Source organism: Streptomyces sp. EDA2-14, from assembly GCF_054963755.1.
In genome coordinates this window covers 20,020-38,045 of the sequence record NZ_JBUEGE010000026.1, presented here as the reverse complement: position 1 = coordinate 38,045, position 18,026 = coordinate 20,020, and the positions used below count along the sequence as shown (strand labels likewise).

Annotated in this window: 20 protein-coding genes, 2 tRNA genes and 1 other RNA gene; 16 read left to right on the top strand and 7 right to left on the bottom strand. The window is 72.2% G+C overall.

All coding sequences use genetic code 11. The features are described 5' to 3' along the window. Positions 1-186 precede the first annotated feature (186 nt). From purD to ffs, 3 genes are all read right to left on the bottom strand, one after another. Positions 187-1,446, bottom strand: coding sequence for a phosphoribosylamine--glycine ligase (gene purD / locus ACY34M_RS37985; protein ID WP_462720715.1), 1,260 nt, complete (start codon positions 1,444-1,446; stop codon positions 187-189). A 538-nt stretch (positions 1,447-1,984) separates the two neighbouring features. Continuing rightward, complete coding sequence (locus tag ACY34M_RS37980; RefSeq protein ID WP_462720716.1) at positions 1,985-4,234, bottom strand: DNA polymerase III subunit gamma and tau; 2,250 nt, start codon at positions 4,232-4,234, stop codon at positions 1,985-1,987. A gap of 70 nt (positions 4,235-4,304) precedes the next feature. Continuing rightward, positions 4,305-4,399: signal recognition particle sRNA small type (gene ffs / locus ACY34M_RS37975), an RNA gene on the bottom strand. Between the two features lie 120 nt (positions 4,400-4,519). Between ffs and ACY34M_RS37970 the strand changes: the two genes are divergently transcribed. Then, positions 4,520-4,604 (top strand) — tRNA-Ser (locus ACY34M_RS37970). A gap of 86 nt (positions 4,605-4,690) precedes the next feature. After that, on the top strand, positions 4,691-5,980 hold the full coding sequence (locus ACY34M_RS37965; RefSeq protein ID WP_462720717.1) for a sensor histidine kinase: 1,290 nt from the start codon (positions 4,691-4,693) through the stop codon (positions 5,978-5,980). Positions 5,981-5,992: 12 nt separating this feature from the next. Here the strand turns inward: ACY34M_RS37965 and ACY34M_RS37960 are convergent, their stop codons facing one another. Next, positions 5,993-6,643: a response regulator transcription factor gene (locus ACY34M_RS37960; protein ID WP_462720718.1), complete on the bottom strand. Its 651-nt coding sequence runs from the start codon at positions 6,641-6,643 to the stop codon at positions 5,993-5,995. A gap of 213 nt (positions 6,644-6,856) precedes the next feature. On the opposite strand from ACY34M_RS37960, the gene ACY34M_RS37955 reads away from it, so the two are divergent. Beyond that, positions 6,857-7,624, top strand: a complete 768-nt coding sequence (locus ACY34M_RS37955; RefSeq protein ID WP_462720719.1) for a S1 family peptidase — start codon at positions 6,857-6,859, stop codon at positions 7,622-7,624. Between the two features lie 84 nt (positions 7,625-7,708). Further along, on the top strand, positions 7,709-8,410 hold the full coding sequence (locus ACY34M_RS37950) for a sensor domain-containing protein (protein ID WP_462720720.1): 702 nt from the start codon (positions 7,709-7,711) through the stop codon (positions 8,408-8,410). On the opposite strand, the gene ACY34M_RS37945 is transcribed toward ACY34M_RS37950, so the two are convergent. Continuing rightward, complete coding sequence (locus ACY34M_RS37945) at positions 8,387-10,333, bottom strand: propionyl-CoA synthetase (protein WP_462720721.1); 1,947 nt, start codon at positions 10,331-10,333, stop codon at positions 8,387-8,389. The two genes, ACY34M_RS37950 and ACY34M_RS37945, sit on opposite strands and share 24 nt — an antisense overlap. Positions 10,334-10,366: 33 nt before the next feature. Next, positions 10,367-10,708: a cupin domain-containing protein gene (locus ACY34M_RS37940; protein ID WP_462720722.1), complete on the bottom strand. Its 342-nt coding sequence runs from the start codon at positions 10,706-10,708 to the stop codon at positions 10,367-10,369. Positions 10,709-10,834: 126 nt separating this feature from the next. Between ACY34M_RS37940 and ACY34M_RS37935 the strand changes: the two genes are divergently transcribed. From ACY34M_RS37935 to ACY34M_RS37915, 5 genes are all read left to right on the top strand, one after another. Beyond that, positions 10,835-11,434, top strand: a complete 600-nt coding sequence (locus ACY34M_RS37935; RefSeq protein ID WP_462720862.1) for an HhH-GPD-type base excision DNA repair protein — start codon at positions 10,835-10,837, stop codon at positions 11,432-11,434. Between the two features lie 117 nt (positions 11,435-11,551). Then, complete coding sequence (locus ACY34M_RS37930; protein WP_462720723.1) at positions 11,552-11,896, top strand: hypothetical protein; 345 nt, start codon at positions 11,552-11,554, stop codon at positions 11,894-11,896. A gap of 63 nt (positions 11,897-11,959) precedes the next feature. Beyond that, the gene (locus ACY34M_RS37925; protein WP_462720724.1) at positions 11,960-12,106 is read left to right on the top strand and encodes a hypothetical protein; all 147 of its coding nucleotides are present in this window, start codon (positions 11,960-11,962) and stop codon (positions 12,104-12,106) included. 243 nt (positions 12,107-12,349) lie between these two features. Then, entirely contained in the window at positions 12,350-12,646 is a 297-nt protein-coding gene (locus tag ACY34M_RS37920) for a type II toxin-antitoxin system VapB family antitoxin (protein WP_003955420.1), read from the top strand. Between the two features lie 115 nt (positions 12,647-12,761). After that, positions 12,762-13,409 carry a LytR C-terminal domain-containing protein gene (locus ACY34M_RS37915; RefSeq protein ID WP_462720725.1) on the top strand — a complete coding sequence of 216 codons (648 nt, stop codon included), beginning with the start codon at positions 12,762-12,764 and terminating at the stop codon, positions 13,407-13,409. A 67-nt stretch (positions 13,410-13,476) separates the two neighbouring features. Here ACY34M_RS37915 and upp read toward each other — a convergent pair whose 3' ends face one another. After that, positions 13,477-14,112, bottom strand: coding sequence for a uracil phosphoribosyltransferase (gene upp / locus ACY34M_RS37910; RefSeq protein WP_462720726.1), 636 nt, complete (start codon positions 14,110-14,112; stop codon positions 13,477-13,479). A 128-nt stretch (positions 14,113-14,240) separates the two neighbouring features. Here upp and ACY34M_RS37905 point away from each other — a divergent pair, with 128 nt between their 5' ends. The 7 genes from ACY34M_RS37905 to ACY34M_RS37875 all read left to right on the top strand — a co-directional run bounded on the left by ACY34M_RS37905 (position 14,241) and on the right by ACY34M_RS37875 (position 17,880). Continuing rightward, positions 14,241-14,492, top strand: a complete 252-nt coding sequence (locus ACY34M_RS37905) for a hypothetical protein (RefSeq protein WP_462720727.1) — start codon at positions 14,241-14,243, stop codon at positions 14,490-14,492. Positions 14,493-14,686: 194 nt separating this feature from the next. After that, positions 14,687-15,241 (top strand): tRNA adenosine deaminase-associated protein, encoded by a 555-nt coding sequence (locus ACY34M_RS37900; RefSeq protein WP_462720728.1) that lies wholly within the window; start codon positions 14,687-14,689, stop codon positions 15,239-15,241. A gap of 97 nt (positions 15,242-15,338) precedes the next feature. Beyond that, positions 15,339-15,848 (top strand): nucleoside deaminase, encoded by a 510-nt coding sequence (locus tag ACY34M_RS37895; protein WP_462720863.1) that lies wholly within the window; start codon positions 15,339-15,341, stop codon positions 15,846-15,848. A 10-nt stretch (positions 15,849-15,858) separates the two neighbouring features. Further along, positions 15,859-15,943: transfer RNA gene (locus tag ACY34M_RS37890), tRNA-Ser, on the top strand. Positions 15,944-16,392: 449 nt separating this feature from the next. Continuing rightward, on the top strand, positions 16,393-16,563 hold the full coding sequence (locus tag ACY34M_RS37885) for a hypothetical protein (protein ID WP_462720729.1): 171 nt from the start codon (positions 16,393-16,395) through the stop codon (positions 16,561-16,563). Positions 16,564-16,578: 15 nt separating this feature from the next. Beyond that, the gene (locus ACY34M_RS37880) at positions 16,579-16,872 is read left to right on the top strand and encodes a Dabb family protein (RefSeq protein ID WP_462720730.1); all 294 of its coding nucleotides are present in this window, start codon (positions 16,579-16,581) and stop codon (positions 16,870-16,872) included. A gap of 162 nt (positions 16,873-17,034) precedes the next feature. Continuing rightward, positions 17,035-17,880, top strand: coding sequence for an RNA polymerase sigma factor SigF (locus tag ACY34M_RS37875; RefSeq protein ID WP_462720731.1), 846 nt, complete (start codon positions 17,035-17,037; stop codon positions 17,878-17,880). The last annotated feature ends 146 nt before the right edge of the window (positions 17,881-18,026 follow it).

Sequence of the window (18,026 nt, the reverse complement as noted above, 5' to 3'; positions counted from 1 at the left end):
CGTCAGCCGGTTGGGCCAGCGGTCACTCGATGGAATGGCTTTGGGCAGAGGTGGGTGACATCGAGCGCCAGGCAGGCGAGGGTGCGGCCTGCCCGGCGCGGCTCGACATCGGCAGCCGGGAAACGGCACAAATGGCCGGAAAGGCGCATCAGTGGCCGGAAGCGGGGCCATTCACCGGAAGTCGGTTCAGCTGCCGGAAGCGGCCTTCGCGGCGATGTCCGTGCGGTGCTGCGAGCCGTCGAGGCCGATGCGGTCCACGGCGGCGTACGCGCGCTCGCGGGCCTGCGTCAGGTCGCCGCCGGTCGCCGTGACGGACAGCACGCGGCCGCCCGCGCTGAGGACCGCGCCGCTCTCGTCGTCCCGCTTGGTGCCCGCGTGCAGCACGTACGCGTGCGGGGCGTCCTGTGCGGCCACCTCGTCGAGCCCGGTGATCGGGTCGCCGGTGCGCGGGGTGCCGGGGTAGTTGTGCGAGGCCACGACGACGGTGACGGCCGCGTCCTCGCTCCAGCGCAGCGGCTCCAGGTCGGCGAGCGTGCCGTTCGCGGCCGCCAGCAGGACGCCGGTGAGCGGCGTCTTGAGGCGGGCCAGGACGACCTGCGTCTCGGGGTCGCCGAAGCGGGCGTTGAACTCGATGACGCGGACGCCGCGGCCGGTGATCGCGAGACCGGCGTAGAGCAGGCCCGAGAACGGGGTGCCGCGCCGCGCCATCTCGTCGACCGTCGGCTGAAGCACCGTGTCGAGGACTTCCTGGACCAGCTTCGGGTCGGCCCACGGGAGCGGCGAATAGGCGCCCATGCCGCCGGTGTTGGGGCCCTCGTCGTTGTCGAGCGCGCGCTTGAAGTCCTGGGCGGGCTGCAGCGGGACGACCGTGGTGCCGTCGGTGATCGCGAAGAGCGAGACCTCGGGGCCGTCGAGGAACTCCTCGATGACGACGCGCTCGCAGGCCTTCGCGTGGGCGCGGGCCGCCTCGACGTCCTCGGTGACGACGACGCCCTTGCCCGCGGCGAGACCGTCGTCCTTCACGACGTACGGGGCGCCGAACGCGTCGAGCGCCTCGTCGATCTCGGCCGCGGTGGTGCACACGTACGAGCGGGCGGTGGGCACGCCGGCGCCGGCCATGACGTCCTTGGCGAACGCCTTGGAGCCCTCCAGCTGGGCGGCCTCGCCGGACGGGCCGAAGACGGGGATGCCGGCGGCGCGGACCGCGTCGGCGACACCGGCGACCAGGGGCGCCTCGGGGCCGACGACGACGAGCTCGGCCGCCAGCTCCTGAGCGAGGGCGGTGACCGCCGCGCCGTCGAGGGCGTCGACCGCGTGCAGCTCCGCGACGTCGGCGATGCCTGCGTTGCCGGGAGCGCAGTGCAGGGCGGTGACGTCGGGGTCGAGGGACATTGAGCGGCACAGGGCGTGTTCGCGGGCGCCGCTGCCGATGACGAGGACCTTCACGCCGGTCAGCCTATCCGCCCGACCGGGGTGGTCTTGTACGGGCTACCCAAGGCGGACCGAGCGAGCGTTTGTGGGTTCCTCCAGCCCGCGGTCGGCCGTCGGCCGGGGAGGACCGGCTGTCGGCCGGGCGGCCGGGGGCCGGGAGCCGGGGCCGAGTGGCCGGGAGCCGGGGGCCGAGTGGCCGGGAGCCGAGTGGCCGGGGGCCGGGGGCCGGGGGCCGGGAGCCGGGCGGCCGGGGGCCAGGAGCCGGGGCCGAGTGACCGGGAGCCAGGAGCCGGGCAGCCGGGAGCCGAGTGACCGGGAGCCGAGCGGCCGGGAGCCGAGTGACCGGGAGCCGGGCGGGCGGGCAGCCGGGAGCCGAGTGACCGGGAGCCGGGCAGCCGGGAGCCGAGTGGCCGGGAGCAGGGCGGCCGGGAGCCGAGTGGCCGGGGGCCGGGAGCAGGGCGGCCGGGGGCCAGGAGCCAGGGGCCGAGTGGCCGGAGGCTGGGCGGCCGGGGGCCGAGTGGCCGGAGGCTGGGCGGCCGGGGGCCGGGGGCCGCTACTCGTTCGTGAATTCCTCGACGACCGTCGCGCCCAGTTCGCGCATGATCAGGTCGTGGCCCGACAGTGCGTTCTCGTCCAGGTCCGGGTCGTCGTCCTCCGGGATGTCGTCCTCCACCGACACCGAGCGGCGGGGCGGCTCGGGCGCGGGGGCCGGAGCCGGGGCGGGCTCCGCGCTGGGCGGGGCGGACTGGGACGAGGACGGCTGGGACTGGGCCGGGGGCGCGGGGGCCGGAGCGGGCGCCGGTGCCGGGGCGGGCGCGGGCGCGTACCCACCGCCTCCGCCGTAGCCGCCGCCCCCGCCGTATCCGCCGGGAGCGGGCGGCGGTGCGCCGCCTCCGCCCGACGCGTCGACGACCGCGTCGATCTTCCAGTTCACGCCGAACTGCTCGGACAGGGCCGCCTTCAGGACGTCCTCGCTGCCGCTGCTCGCAAAGTTGTCACGGGCGCCCGCATTCACGAAGCCGAGCTGGAGCGTGGTGCCGTCGAAGCCCGTGACCTGCGCGTTCTGACTCAGCAGGATCCAGGTGAAGCGGCGCTTGTTCTTCACCACCTCCAGGATGTTCGGCCAGAGCGTGCGGGGGTCGGGGCCGCCGACCGGGGCGGGTGCCGGAGCCGGTGCCTGCTGCTGCGGGGCGGGGCCGGGAGCCGGGGCCGACGCCTGCGGTGCGGCCGGGGCCGGGGCGGACGGCTGGCCGGAACCGGCGGCCGCGGCCGTGGGCCATCCGCCGGGCCTGCGACCGCCACCGCCACCACCGCCACCCGCCGGGGCGGCGGTGGGCCAGGAGCCGGGCGCGGCCGGGGCGGGCTGAGCGGGCTGGGCCTCCACGGGCGGTGCAGGTGCCGGGGTGGGGGTCGGCGCGGGGGCCGGGGGCGCGGGCGCCTGGGCCTGCGGGGCCATCGGCGGCGCCGCGGGGGCCGGGGCCTGAGGCTGGCCCTGAGGAGCGCCGGGACCACGGACCGCGGCCCGGGCCGCGGCGGGCCCGCCCCCCGGCTCGACAGGCGCTTGCGGAGGCGCAGCGGCATGGGCATCGGGCCCGGGAACGTACGCCATGGAAGGCGCGGGACCCTGCCCGCCCGGGGTGAAGACGCCGCCGCGCTCGATGCGGTCGAGGCGGGCCATGACCGAACGCTCGTCGTCGTACGCGGCGGGCAGCAGCACGCGCGCGCAGATCAGCTCGAGCTGGAGCCGCGGCGCGTTGGCACCGCGCATCTCGGTCAGTCCCTCGTTGACGAGGTCGGCGGCCCGGCTCAGCTCGGCGGCGCCGAAGGTCGACGCCTGCGCCTGCATCCGCTCCACGACATCGGCCGGGGCGTCGATGAGCCCCTTCTCCGCGGCGTCCGGCACGGCGGCCAGGATCACGAGGTCGCGCAGCCGCTCCAGCAGGTCGGCCACGAAGCGCCGCGGGTCGTTGCCCCCCTCGATGACGCGGTCCACGACCTCGAAGGCCGCGGCGCCGTCACCGGTCGCGAAGGCTTCGACGACGGAGTCGAGCAGCGAACCGTCCGTGTACCCGAGCAGGCCGGTGGCCATGGCATACGTCACACCGTCCTCGCCCGCGCCGGCGAGGAGCTGGTCCATGACGGACATGGAGTCACGCACGGAGCCCGCGCCGGCCCGGACGACGAGCGGCAGCACGCCCTCCTCGACGGCCATGGCCTCCTTGCCGCAGACCTCGCCCAGGTAGTCGCGCAGCGTCCCCGGCGGCACGAGCCGGAACGGGTAGTGGTGCGTCCTGGACCGGATCGTCCCGATGACCTTCTCGGGCTCGGTGGTGGCGAAGATGAACTTGAGGTGCTCCGGCGGCTCTTCGACCACCTTCAGCAGCGCGTTGAACCCCGCCGACGTGACCATGTGGGCCTCGTCGATGATGTAGATCTTGTAGCGGCTGCTCGCGGGCCCGAAGAAGGCCTTCTCGCGCAGATCGCGGGCGTCGTCCACACCACCGTGCGAAGCGGCGTCGATCTCGATGACGTCGATCGACCCCGGTCCGTTCCTCGCGAGGTCCTGGCAGGACTGGCACTCCCCGCACGGGGTCGGGGTGGGACCTTGCTCACAGTTGAGACAGCGGGCCAGGATGCGCGCGCTGGTCGTCTTGCCGCAGCCGCGCGGGCCCGAAAACAGGTACGCGTGATTGACCCGGTTGTTCCGCAGCGCCTGCTGCAGCGGGTCGGTTACATGTTCCTGCCCGATGACCTCGGCGAACGACTCCGGGCGGTAACGGCGGTAGAGCGCGAGAGACGACACGCATACGAGGTTATAGGCGCCCACTGACAACCGGACCCGCCCACGGGTATCGCCGGCCGCTCCCGGGAACGAAGACGCCCCCCACGCACCCGCCAGAGCCGACTTACCCTTGCTGCCTTCCGGCCCTGGGGGAGTTCAGTCAGATAGCGCCACGTGAGGGGCTGCGCCCAGAGTACATGCTCCGGACCGCCCAAAACCACCTGCTCGGACCTGCGTCCCGACCACCGATCCGACCCAGGGGATCGAGTTCGCGAGCACTCCTTCCGGTCATGTAATGTCTCCAGCGGAGGATTCGCCTAGAGGCCTAGGGCGCACGCTTGGAAAGCGTGTTGGGGGCAACCCCTCACGAGTTCGAATCTCGTATCCTCCGCACCCGCCCGTCAGGGCATCAGTAGGGCCCCGCCGGTCACCGGCGGGGCCCTACTGGGTTGTACGGGGCGCCTTTAAGCTCGCCTGGTGAGTACCACCAGTCGCACCCACCGCTTCGGGAACACCTTGCGCAGCTGGGCTCTTGTGCCCTCCGACGGCGGGGGCGCGGAGCGGTCCGGGCCGCAGGCGCCCCGGCTGCCCGCGCGCGCCGCGGACGTCGTGCTCACGGTCGTGGCGCTGGGGCTCGCGGTGTGGAACAGCCTGCAGAACCCCTACATGGGGCCGGCCGCGCCCTGGGCGAACGTGATGATCGCCGCGGCGAGCGCGCTGCCGCTGCTCGTCCGGCGACGGGCGCCCGAACTGGTGCTCGCCGTCGCGCTGCTCGCCAAGATCTTCCAGGTCTCCGCGTACGCGATGCCCATCGCCTACTACGCGGAGGGCGCCTATCGCGGTCCGCACAGCCGTCGGGCCGTCTGGGCCTCGGCCGCCGTCGGGTTCGTGGTCGTCGCGCCCTGGCAGGCGGAGGCGTGGACCAGTGTCCGGACGGTGGCGCTGTGGTTCTCGGTCAACTTCGTCTTCTCCTGCCTGGTGCCGCTGCTGCTGGGGCTCTACATGGGGCAGCGGCGTGCCGTCGTCGCCGGTCTCGTGGAGCGGGCGGAGCGCGCCGAGCGGGAGCAGCGGCTCGTCGCCGAGGCCGCGCGGGAGGAGGAGCGGCGGCGCATCGCAGGGGAGATGCACGACGTGGTCTCCCATCAGGTGAGCCTGATCGTCGTGCACGCCAATGTGCTCAGCGCCGTCGCCCACGATCCGGAGGTCACGGGCGAGACCGCGGAGATCATTCAAACGGCCGGCCGACGCGCCCTCACCGAACTCCGCGAGATGTTGGGCGTCCTGAGGAACGGGCCGGCCGATCCTGAGCCCGACCCGGGGCCCGAGGCCGAGCAGCAGGCCGTCCCCCGCGCCGCCGTGGACCGGATCACCGAGCTGGCCGACGGCTCCCGGACCGCCGGGCTGCCCGTCACCGTGCACGTGGAAGGTGCGCCGCAGCCGCTCGCGGAACCGGTCGAGCGCGCCGCGCACCGCGTCGTGCAGGAGGCCCTGACCAATGTGCACAAGCACGCCCCGGGCGCCACGACCCGGGTCCAACTCGCCTTCGACCCGCGCACCGTACGGGTCCGCGTCGTCAACGGGCCGGCCGGGAAGCCCGCGGAGCCGGCCGCCGACGGCGATCCGCTGCTGCCCAGCGGCGGGCACGGGCTGATCGGTCTGTCGGAGCGGGTCCGGCTGGCCGGCGGCACGATCGAGTCGGGTCCGACCGGCGACGGCGGCTTCCGGATCGATGCCGCGCTGCCCACGGCGGCGTCGAGCGGCGTCTGACGCGTACGCGGTTCAGGTCAGTCCGGCGTCGTGGGCGATGAGCGCGACCCGGGTGCGGTTGGCGGCTTCGAGCTTGGTCATGATCCGGCCGAGGTGGACCTTGACCGTGGACTGGCTCACGGACAGCTCGGTGGCGATCTCGGCGTTGCTGCTTCCCCGCGCCACCGCCACGGCGACCTCGCGCTCGCGGTCCGTCAGCGCGGCCATGCGGGTACGCGCCCGGGCCCGCGGGGCCGTCGCGCTCGTGGCGAAGGTCGCGAGCAGTTTGGTGGTGATGCTCGGCGAGAGCATCGCGTCGCCGCGCGCCAGGACCCGTACCGCTTCGGCCAGTTCGCGCGGCGAGGTGTCCTTGAGGAGGAATCCCGTCGCACCGTGCTGGAGTGCGGCGTGGACGTATGCGTCGACGTCGAAGGTGGTGAGCACGGCGACGGCGGGCGGGTCGGGGAGCGCGGCGAGCCGCCGGGTGACCTCCAGGCCGTCGACGCGGGGCATCTGGATGTCGGTGAGCACCACGTCCGGACGGTGCTCGGCGACCAGGTCGAGGGCCTGCGAGCCGTCGCCGCCCTCGGCCACCACCTCGATGTCCGGCTGGGCATTCAGGATCAGCCGGATGCCCCGGCGGACCAGTTCCTCGTCATCGAGCAGGACGACCTCGACGGTCACTCACGCCTCCGCCTCGTGCGCGTACGTACGACTCCGTCCGCCCACGGTAGCCGCCGTCCGCCGCCGCCCCGTGGTCGTTCCGCAGCATGACCGGGCGGCGTCGGCGTAAGACTTTCGGGCAACCCCGGCCAGGAGGTCGGGGCGATGTGCCGGGGGTGGCCGCGGGGACAGGATCGACGGCGTCCGGTTCACACGGCAGACGCAGGAGGAGAGATGTTCAAGCGCGGCAAGGCGGCACTGTGCGCGGGGGCGGCAGCGGCGGGCGCGATCGCGCTGAGCCTGGCGGCGGCACCGTCGGCATCGGCCATCATCGGGGGACACGACGCCACCTCCCCGTACCCGTTCATGGTGAGCCTTCAGAAGGACGGCAAGCACTACTGCGGGGGGTCCCTGATCAAGCGGGACTGGATCGTGACCGCCGGGCACTGCTCGGTGAACGTCGAGCCCGGGCAGCTCTCCGTACGGGTCGGTGACCACGACCGTACGAAGGGGGCCGCCGCGAAGGTCACCAAGGTCGTCGCGCACCCGAAGTTCTCCTACGAGCCGTTCCGCGACGACGTGGCCGTCATGAAGCTGGACCACCCCGTGAACGCGCAGCCCATCAAGGTGGCCGCGAAGGCCGGGCCGAAGGGGACCGACACCCGGATCCTCGGCTGGGGCATGACCTGCGAGGACGGCAGCGAGTGCCCGGATCCGCCGGTCACGCTCCAGGAGTTGGACACCGAGCTGGTGGCCGACGACCGGTGCAGCGAGAACTACGACGCGGCCAACGAGCTGTGCACCGACAGCCCCACCAGGAACGCGCAGGCGTGCATCCTCGACTCCGGCGGCCCGCAGATCAAGGGCCGCCCCGGCAACTGGGAGCTGATCGGCGCGACCAGCCGCGACGGCGACGCCGACCCGAAGTGCGCCACAGGACCCGGCATCTACACGGACCTGACCGCCCACCGCGCCTGGATCGAGCGCGCCACCGCGCGGTGACCCGTGCGACCGGGGGTTAACCCCACCCTCAAGACACCCCGTTGCCCCATGTCCCCGCGCCCGTCCGACCGCGAGGCTTGAGGCATGACCTCGACGACGACGCTCACGTACGCGGAGAACAGCGGCCGGACCGCTTCCCCGGTGGCCCCCGCTCCGGCGCCCGGCTTCTGGCGCGGCCCGTTCGCCGCCGCCACCTGGCGCGCGATCGGCCACACGCTCACATCGCTGCCCGTGGCGATCGCCGGGTTCGTCTTCGCCGTGACGATGTTCTGCCTGGGGGTGAGCACGCTCGTCGTGTGGATCGGGCTGCCGGTCCTCGCGGCGGCGCTGGGCGGGGCCCGCGGTCTCGGCGCGGCCGAGCGGGGGCGGGCGCGGGCCCTGCTCGGCCTGGACGTGGCGGCGCCCGCGGCCCCCGCGCCCGGTCTGCGCGGGCGGCTCACCGATGCCGCCGGGTGGAAGGCGCTGCTGTTCCACACGGTGATGTTCCCGTGGCGGGTGCTGACCTTCGTCCTGTCCTTCACGTTCCTGGTCACCGGGTGGGTCGTCGCGCTCTTCCCGACCTACTCCTGGGTCTTCCACCGCTACCTGGACTGGCCCGGCTACCGGCTCTACGACTTCACGACGGACGCCGGCGTGCACCACGCGTACTACGTGGAGTCGCCCGCCCAGATCGCCGCGGTCTCGGCGGTCGGGTTCGTGCTCGTCTTCCTCACGCCGCTGCTGGTGCGCGGCCTGACGAACCTCGACCGCGTCGCGATCCGCTCACTGCTCGGCGCGCGCCGCTGACCCGCGCGTGAGGACCGGCCGCAGCGCGTCCAGGACTGATACGTCGTCGACCGTCGACGGCACCGGTTCGTCCAGGCCGTCGGCGATGCCGCGCATGGTCCGGCGCAGGATCTTCCCCGAGCGGGTCTTGGGCAGCGCCGCCACCACGGCGACGTCCTTCAGGGACGCGACCGCGCCGATCCGGTCCCGTACGAGCTGGACGAGTTCGGCCTCGACCACCGCGGGGTCGGAGGAGACGCCCGCCTTCAGGACCACGAATCCGCGCGGCACCTGCCCCTTGAGCGAGTCCGCGACACCGATCACCGCGCACTCCGCCACGTCCGGGTGCGCGGCGAGGACCTCCTCCATGCCGCCCGTGGACAGGCGGTGCCCGGCGACGTTGATGACGTCGTCCGTCCGCCCCATCACGAACACGTAGCCGTCCTCGTCCACGTGCCCGCCGTCGCCGGTCAGGTAGTAGCCGTCGAAGGCCGAGAGGTACGAGGAGACGAAGCGCTCGTCGTCGTTCCAGAGGGTGGGCAGGGCGCCCGGAGGCATCGGGAGGCGTACGACGATCGCACCGTCCTCGCCGGGCGGCACCGGTTTGCCCTCGCCGTCCACGACCCGCACGTCCCAGCCGGGCAGCGGGAACGTCGGGGAGCCGGCCTTCACCGGGGCGGCCTCGATGCCCACCGGGTTCGCGACGATCGGCCAGCCCGTCTCGGTCTGCCACCAGTGGTCGATCACCGGGATGCCGAGCAGCTCGGCGGCCCAGTGGTACGTCTCCGGGTCGAGCCGCTCCCCGGCGAGGAAGAGGTACTTGAGGCCGCTCAGGTCGTACGCGCGCGTGAACTCCCCTGCCGGGTCGACCTTCTTGATCGCCCGGAACGCGGTCGGCGCCGTGAACAGCGTCTTCACCCCGTACTCCGCCGCCACCCGCCAGAACTGGCCCGCGTCCGGGGTGCCGACCGGCTTCCCCTCGTAGAGGACGGTCGTGGCGCCCGCGAGCAGCGGGGCGTAGACGATGTACGAGTGGCCGACGACCCAGCCCACGTCGGACGCGGTGAACATGGTCTCGCCGGGGCCCACGTCGTACACGGCCTCCATGGACCAGCGCAGCGCCACCGCGTAGCCGCCGCAGTCGCGGACGACTCCCTTGGGCTTTCCGGTCGTTCCGGAGGTGTAGAGGATGTAGAGCGGGTCCGTCGCCGCCACCGATACGCAGGGCTCGGGGTGCGCGTCCCGCACCGCCTCCGCCCAGTCCACGTCCCGGCCCTGCGTCAACTCGGCAGGACCCTCGGGGCGTTGCAGGATCACGCAGGCGTCCGGCTTGTGTTCCGCCAGTTCCACCGCCCGGTCCAGGAGCGGCTTGTACGGGACGACCCGCGCCCCTTCGACGCCGCAGGACGCCGACACGACGACCTTCGGCGCCGCGTCGTCGATCCGCACCGCCAGTTCGTTCGCCGCGAAACCGCCGAAGACGACGGAGTGCACCGCCCCGATCCGCGCGCAGGCGAGCATCGCGACGACGGCCTCCGGGACCATCGGCATATAGAGGACGACGCGGTCGCCGTGGCCCACGCCGAGTCCGGTCAGCACACCGGCGAAGCGGGCGACCTGGTCGGTCAACTCGGCGTAGGTGTACGTGCGTCGGGAGTCCGTCACCGGCGAGTCGTACACGAGTGCGGGCTGCGCTCCGCGGCCCGCGGCGACATGACGGTCGAGCGCGTTGTGGCAGACGTTCAGCTCACCGTCGGGGAACCAGCGGTGGAAGGGGGCCCGCGAGGAGTCCAGGGCCCTGGTCGGCGGCACGTCCCAGTCGAGCGCGCCGGCCGCCGCGAGCCAGAAGCCCTCGGGGTCCTCGGTGCTCGCTCGGAAGACTTCCTCGTACGACGGCATGCCCGCACTCCTTTGCGCAGAACCCGAACCGCGGAGCCCCGTCAACAGGGCTCCCGTGGCGACGGGAACACGATCAGGTCAGGCGGTGACCGCCGTCAACAGCACCGCGGAGTCCGTCAGCGCGACGAGCCCGTGCTTCTCCTGGGGGATCGCGTGCAGCTGGCCCTGCGTGAGGGTGATGTCGCCGGAGACCGCGGTGAGCCGGACGCGGCCGCGCAGCACCTGGAGGGTCGCCGCGGGCGGGGCGTTGTGCTCCTCCAGGTCGCTGCCCTCGGTCAGCGCGATGACGCTCTGGCGCAGCAGCGGATCCTCCCTGATCAGGAGCGCCGCGCTGCGGCCGTGCTCGGCCTTGCGGGCGGCGGTCAGGTGCTCGTCGGCGAGGGCCGCGAGATCGAACGGGGCGGGCGTCGAGGAAGTCATGACGTCAGGGTTACCTCGGACGGCGGCCCTATGCGACGCGATGGCCGCCGATCGTGGCGGCGGCGGCGCGGTGACCCCGGCGTGGCGACGCGGACGGTGCGGCGCGATCATCGACGTATGAGCCGTATGGACGTCACCCTCCACCTCGCCCAGGAGCCCGCCGCCGACGAACTGCTCGGCCGCAGCCCGCTCGCCGCGCTCGTCGGGATGCTGCTCGACCAGCAGGTGCCCATGGAGTGGGCGTTCGCGGGACCGCGCACGATCGCCACGCGGCTCGGGGCCGACGACCTCGACGCGTACGAGATCGCTGCCCGGGACCCCGAGGCCTTCGCCGCGCTGCTCTCCGAGAAGCCGGCCGTGCACCGCTACCCCGGCTCCATGGCCAAGCGGGTGCAGCAGCTGTGCCAGTACCTCGTCGACCACTACGACGGGGACGCGGCGGCCGTCTGGGAGGGCGTCGACACCGGCAAGGAGGTGCTGCGGCGCCTCAACGACCTGCCCGGCTTCGGCAAGCAGAAGGCCCAGATCTTCCTGGCCCTGCTCGGCAAGCAGCTCGGGGTGCGGCCCACGGGCTGGCGCGAGGCGGCGGGCGCGTACGGCGAACCGAAGGCGTACCGCTCGGTCGCCGACATCACCGGCCCCGAGTCCCTCACGAAGGTGCGGGCCCACAAGCAGGAGCTGAAGGCGGCCGCGAAGGCGGAGAAGGCGGCGAAGTCCGCCAAGTAGAACCGGCCGAGCAGCAGCACCCGGCGGCGTCACCCTGCGGCCCTCCGCGTAGCCCATGAGGGCGGATCTGCGCGCCCGCCGATCGCGTCCCGCCCGCCACCGGGCACAAGACGAAGCATGAGCGCCACCACCGCCCGGGCCGACCGGGGCCGTCCGGTCCGGGTCCTCGCGCGTGTGGTCGTGCTGGTGCTCGCCCTGCTGGTCGCGCCGCTGGCCGTCGTGCCCGTCGGGGCGTCCGCGGCGCCGCCCGCCGCTGTCTCCTCCTCCTGTGAGCCGGGTGAGGGGAATCGTGATGCCTCCGAAGAGGCGCTTCGGCTGCCCACGGGGCATCCCGTCCGGCTGCTCACGAACCCGCCGCCGAGCGCCCCGCCGCGCCCGCTCGTCGCCGCACGCCCCGACACCACGGCGCATCCCGCGCCGCCGTCCCGGCGCGCCCTGCGCACCGTCGTCCTGCGCTGCTGACGGGTCCCGCCCCGGACCTGTTCGCACACATGCACGACTTCGCAAAAGGACGGCAGCACTCCCATGCCCAAGGACCCCTATGCGCTCCTGCGCGCCCTGATGCGCGCGGAAGCCGCACGCGAAGCACGCGGCTCGCACGACTCGACCGAGAAGACACCCCCGCCCACCTCGCAGGACCGGCGGGCACCGGGCGAGAAGGACGCTCGCTGACACCGGGTCCCCGCGCCCCCGTGCGGGCGCGGGGACCCGTCCGTCAACGCAGCGCGCCCCACTACCCCGGAAGGGCCACACACACGCCCTCTTTCAACCAACTCACGGCTCGCGCCACTCATTTCAGGCCCCTGTGAGCGGCTCGACTGGACCCGGTTGCAACCGGTTAAGCACGGTATTTCCAGGCCGCACAGTGCGTCCCCGTGGCTGCGCCCGGAGAGCCTTGCCCGGTAGGCTTTCCGTGTGATCTTCAAGCGCATCGGAAACGGCCGGCCGTACCCCGACCACGGCCGGGAAAGCACCCGGCAGTGGGCGGACGTCGCGCCGCGCCCGGTCCGCCTCGATCAGCTGGTGACGACCAAGGGCCAGCTCGACCTGGAGACCCTGCTCGCCGAGGACTCGACGTTCTACGGCGATCTCTTCGCGCACGTCGTGAAGTGGCAGGGCGATCTCTATCTGGAGGACGGTCTGCACCGCGCCGTGCGCGCCGCTCTCCAGCAGCGCCAGGTGCTGCACGCGCGCGTACTTGAGCTCGGCTGATCGCCCTTCACGACTGACGGCGCCTCAGGACCGTATTGGCCCTTTTGGGTTGGACTGAGCGACTGACCGTGATCATTTAATAGGCATCGTCGCCGCACAGGATTACGCTGCGTCCATGAGCATGCTCACTCCACCCGGCATGGGCGGCAAGTACCGCATCACCGGGGACAAGTACCCCCGCATGCGGCGCGGTCGTCCGCGCAGCAGGATCGTGCTCGCGGTCGTCGCGTCCGTCGCCGCGATCGGACTGATCGGCTGGGGCTCGTTCCAGTTGGTCGATGTCTTCACGGGCGGTGACAAGGCCAGCGCCGCGGCGAAGTCCGGCGCCTGCGAGCAGCGGGCGAGCGCCTCGCCCTCCCCCGGCAAGGCGGCGAAGAAGCTGCCGAAGCCCTCCCAGATCACCGTGAACGTGCTGAACGCCACGGCCCGCGGCGGCCTGGCCAAGAGCACCGCGGACGAGCTGAAGAAGCGCGGCTTCAAGATCGGTGACGTGGGCAACGCCACGAAGGCCTACGACAAGAAGGTCAAGGGCCCCGGCATACTGCTCGGCGCCTCCGCGGCCACCGACGCCGCCCTCCCGGTCCTCGGCACGCAGCTGACCGGGGCCGAGCTGAAGGCGGACAAGCGCGAGAAGCCGACCGAGGTCGACCTGATCATCGGTTCCGGTTTCAAGAAGCTGACCAAGAAGCCCGCGGCGGACAAGGCGCTGACGGCGCTGAGCCACCCGAAGCCGGCGCCTTCCGCGTCCCGCCCGGGCTGCTGAGCCCCGGAAGCCGGAAAGCCGCGGACGACCTGCTTCCGCGGCTCTCTCCGTTCCCGTACGGCGTCGGCTACTCGGCGACCCCGTACATCCGGTCCCCGGCGTCGCCGAGGCCCGGCACGATGTAGCCGTGCTCGTTGAGCCGCTCGTCCACGGAGGCCGTCACGACGGTCACCGGCGTGCCCGCCAGCTCGCGCTCCATGATCTCCACGCCCTCGGGGGCGGCGAGCAGCACGACGGCCGTGACGTCGTCGGCGCCGCGCTTGATCAGCTCCTGGATCGCCGCGACGAGCGTGCCGCCCGTGGCGAGCATCGGGTCCAGGACGTAGACCTGGCGCCCGGACAGGTCGTCCGGCATCCGCGTCGCGTACGTCGCGGGCTGCAGCGTCTCCTCGTTGCGGACCATGCCGAGGAAGCCGACCTCGGCCGTCGGCAGGAGCCGCACCATGCCGTCGAGCATGCCGAGACCGGCGCGCAGGATCGGTACCACCAGCGGGCGCGGGTGCGACAGCTTGACGCCGGTCGTCCGCGCGACGGGGGTGTCGATGTCGACCTGCTCGGTGCGCACGTCCCGGGTCGCCTCGTAGGCGAGCAGGGTGACCAGCTCGTCGGCCAGGCGCCGGAAGGTCGGGGAGTCGGTGCGCTGATCGCGCAGCGTGGTGAGCTTGTGCGCCACCAAAGGGTGGTCGACGACGTGGATCCGCATGTCCTCAACAGTAACCGGGCCGGAAAGCCCCGGCTCCCCCGCGCGGTGGCATCAACCGTCGGTGCGGGGGGAAGGTGGAAGGGACTCGCCGACTGGCACGGACTGGGCGGACTGGGGTGGTGTGGCCGATGGCGGACGGGAAGCGCGGGGAGCGGTCGGACCGGAGGACGCAAGGGGCCGGGCCGGGGGCAGGGGCCGGGCCGGGACCGGAGAGCGAGCCGGATCCGGAGACGGAGACGGACGCCGAGCGCAGGCGCAGGCGGGCCGTGTTCCTGCGGGAGCTGACCGAGGCACGGGAGCTGCGGGCCAGGGTCCAGCCGCGCCGCGCCCGGGCCGCGCGGATGCGACAGCAGATGCGCATGCGCACGTTTCGCTGGTGACGACGGCCCGGATGCACGCTCGGCGGGGCCCCGCGGAAGACGCGCCGCGAACACAGCGCGCGGAAGACCTCTCTTGGAGCCGGACTTTCTGCCACGATTCCGAGTGGGCGGGGCTTGAACTGCACTCCCCGCCTCCAAAAGCCCCGCCGGGGGGATTCCCGACCGGCACCCTTAAGACCAGTGGGAGAGTCACGGTGTACTTCGCCGCACTGCTCGCGCGCACCGAAGACGGGTGGGAAGCGAGCGACACAGAGCTCGACGACGTGGAGACCCTGTCGGACCTGTCCGACCTGGCCCGCGAGGCGGCGGCCGAGGCCGGCGCCGAGGACGACACGATCCTCGTCTTCATCGAACAAGAGGACGCCTGGTTCGGCGTCGTACGCATCGACGGCGAGGAGGACCCTCGCATCTACGTCTCCGACGCGGCCGCGGCCGCCCGCAGCAGCTACGGCGAGATCCTGCTCACCGACGAACTGCTCGGCAAGGCTCCGAACGGTTCGGACGCCGTGGACGACCTGGACGCCCTGGACCTGGACGGCACGGAGGACGGCGAACCGGACGGCGACGACGAGTCCGAGGAGGAGGACGCGAGCGCCGAGGTGGTCCCGCCGGGCCCGCTCGGCGACAGCGGGGTCCTCGCCGACCTGGGCGTCCCCGAGAAGAATCTGCTCACCCTCGACGGGGCGGACGCGCTGAGCGAGATCGCCGACGCCCTGGGCGCATCGGAGGTCCTCGAAACGGTGCGCTGACCGCCTCGGGGATAGATTCCTCGCCGTGACACCCTCCGACCCCGTATCCGCCCCCGACTCCGCACCCGATCCCGTACGAGACCCCTGGAAGCCGTCGATGCGGCAGGCCCTGGCCGAGGCCGGGGCCGCCGCGGCCGGCGGTGACGTGCCCGTCGGCGCCGTCGTGCTGGCGCCGGACGGGACCACCGTGCTCGCGCGGGCGCACAACGAGCGCGAGCTGACCGGCGACCCGACCGCGCACGCCGAGGTGCTGGCGCTGCGCAGGGCCGCGCAAGAGTTGAGCACAGCGGCGCGCAGCGCCTCCGGCAAGGGCGGCGGTGGGAGACGGGTGGGCGAATGGCGGCTGACCGGCTGCACGCTCGTCGTCACCCTGGAGCCGTGCACCATGTGCGCGGGCGCACTCGTGCAGTCCCGCGTCGACCGGGTCGTCTACGGGGCCCGCGACGACAAGGGGGGTGCGGCCGGTTCGCTGTGGGACGTGATCCGTGATCGACGGCTCAACCACAGGCCCGAAGTGATCTCCGAAGTCCTCGCCGAGGAGTGTGCGACACAGCTCACCCGCTTCTTCAGAGATACGGATTTCGGACCACGGCCCCCCATGGGCTAGAGTTCCTCTCGGTAGCGTGTCCGAGCGGCCGAAGGAGCTCGCCTCGAAAGCGAGTGAGGGGAAACTCTCCGAGGGTTCAAATCCCTCCGCTACCGCCGTTCGAAGGGGCGGATCCACCAAGGATCCGCCCCTTCGCTTTGCCCGCCGCCTTCTTCGCGGCCAGAAACACCGAAAGGCCCCGACACCTGTTCAGAGGTGCCGGGGCCTTTGTGGGTGGTCGGGGCGGGGGGAGTGGCATCGGGGGGACAAACCACTCCCCCCGACGAGGACGGTCTCCCGTAGCCCGCGCCGCTTCGGGGGGAAGCTGCGGCGCGGACCCCGCAGTCGGGGTGTCCGTCCCTGCCCTTCGGATTCCTGCCAGACCCTCCGGGCTCATCACCAATACTGACCCTTTGCGGGGGTCTGGGAGGACGGCAAAGGACCCGGAACGGGAGGCCGTTGGTCCTTAAAGGTCGCGTCAGTGATCGTCCGCGTTAGACTCGCCGCCGCAACAGGGGCCACAGGGGTCAGACGGGTTACGAACGCGGGCACGGGGAGGCCATCGGTGCAACCGAAAAAGATCGCGCTCTTCGTCGGGGTGGTCTTCGTGCTCTACGTGATCATCACCGACCCCAAGACGGCCGCCGACTACGTCCAGATAGGGTTCGAAGGCGTATCGTCCGCCGCCCAGTCCATAGGCGACTTCATGACCTGGGTCGTCAACGGTGGGAAGTAGCCCCCGGGAGCATCCGTGATCCGCCATCTGGTCCTCTTCAAGCTCAACGACGGCGTGAGCCGTGACGAACCGCGCGTGGCCGCGGGCGTCGAAGCCTTCCGCGCCCTGGGCGAGAAGATCCCCGAGCTGACGTTCTGGGAGTGCGACTGGAACATCACCGACCGGCCGATCGCCTACGACTTCGCGATCAACTCGGCCGTCGAGGACACCGACGCCCTGAAGCGGTACATCGAGCACCCCGCCCACCAGGAGGGCGTCGCGATGTGGCGCGAGTTCGCCACGTGGGTGATCGCGGACTACGAGTTCTGAGCGGATCCGCGCGACCGTCACACGTTCGAGAAGCCTCTCACCCGGAACGGTGAGGGGCTTTTTCGCGCCCCGCGGCCCGTTCCGCCCCTCAACTCGGCCTTCAACACGGCGTTATGCGGTGCTTGCACACAGTGCACATGTCTTGTGATGCTATGACCGCTTTTGACCGATGAGTTGACGGAAACAGAGGTGGAGTTGACCGTGCCGGCCAGTACTGCGCCTCAAGAAGCACCGCCCGCGAAGAGCCGGGGCGCCGACGCCCGCGCGCTGACCCAGGTCCTCTTCGCCCAGCTCAAGGACGTTCTGCCGGGAACCCCCGAGCACTCCCGGCTGCGCGGCGCCCTGATCGAGGCGAATCTGCCGCTCGTGCGCTACGCCGCGGCCCGCTTCCGCAGCCGCAACGAGCCGATGGAGGACGTCGTCCAGGTCGGCACCATCGGTCTGATCAACGCCATCGACCGCTTCGACCCGGACCGCGGCGTCCAGTTCCCGACCTTCGCGATGCCGACCGTCGTCGGCGAGATCAAGCGGTACTTCCGGGACAACGTCCGCACCGTGCACGTACCGCGCCGCCTGCACGAGCTGTGGGTGCAGGTGAACAGCGCGACCGAGGACCTGACGACCGCCTTCGGGCGCTCCCCGACCACCGCCGAGATCGCCGAGCGGCTGCGCATCGGCGAGGACGAGGTGCTCGCCTGCATCGAGGCCGGCCGCTCGTACCACGCGACGTCCCTGGAGGCGGCGCAGGAGGGCGACGGGATGCCGGGCCTGCTCGACCGGCTCGGCTACGAGGACCCGGAGCTGGACGGCGTCGAGCACCGCGATCTCGTACGGCATCTCCTCGTACAGCTGCCCGAACGGGAGCAGCGGATCCTTCTGCTGCGCTACTACAGCAACCTGACGCAATCCCAGATCAGCGCCGAGCTGGGTGTCTCGCAGATGCACGTGTCAAGACTCCTCGCCCGCAGCTTCGCCCGACTTCGGTCCGCAAACAGGATCGATGCCTAGCTCGAACGGGTAGAGAGCTCCTGGGGCGCGTTCTCGGCAGAATCCGCCGCCCCCGTTCGCCACACCCCCTGTTTCCTGCACCGATCCATCCCATACATGTCGACATGTCACTACAGCGTGTTGCCGACATGTGACATTCTGCTGGA

What these genes read in the sequence shown, in the direction of transcription:
- ACY34M_RS37950 (WP_462720720.1), top strand. Translation starts at nt 7,709, where the DNA reads ATGACCTCGACGACGACGCTCACGTACGCGGAGAACAGCGGCCGGACC.
- ACY34M_RS37905 (WP_462720727.1), top strand. Translation starts at nt 14,241, where the DNA reads ATGGCGGACGGGAAGCGCGGGGAGCGGTCGGACCGGAGGACGCAAGGG.
- ACY34M_RS37915 (WP_462720725.1), top strand. Translation starts at nt 12,762, where the DNA reads ATGAGCATGCTCACTCCACCCGGCATGGGCGGCAAGTACCGCATCACC.
- ACY34M_RS37935 (WP_462720862.1), top strand. Translation starts at nt 10,835, where the DNA reads ATGGACGTCACCCTCCACCTCGCCCAGGAGCCCGCCGCCGACGAACTG.
- ACY34M_RS37925 (WP_462720724.1), top strand. Translation starts at nt 11,960, where the DNA reads ATGCCCAAGGACCCCTATGCGCTCCTGCGCGCCCTGATGCGCGCGGAA.
- ACY34M_RS37895 (WP_462720863.1), top strand. Translation starts at nt 15,339, where the DNA reads ATGCGGCAGGCCCTGGCCGAGGCCGGGGCCGCCGCGGCCGGCGGTGAC.
- ACY34M_RS37940 (WP_462720722.1), bottom strand. Translation starts at nt 10,708, where the DNA reads ATGACTTCCTCGACGCCCGCCCCGTTCGATCTCGCGGCCCTCGCCGAC.
- upp (WP_462720726.1), bottom strand. Translation starts at nt 14,112, where the DNA reads ATGCGGATCCACGTCGTCGACCACCCTTTGGTGGCGCACAAGCTCACC.
- ACY34M_RS37930 (WP_462720723.1), top strand. Translation starts at nt 11,552, where the DNA reads ATGAGCGCCACCACCGCCCGGGCCGACCGGGGCCGTCCGGTCCGGGTC.
- ACY34M_RS37955 (WP_462720719.1), top strand. Translation starts at nt 6,857, where the DNA reads ATGTTCAAGCGCGGCAAGGCGGCACTGTGCGCGGGGGCGGCAGCGGCG.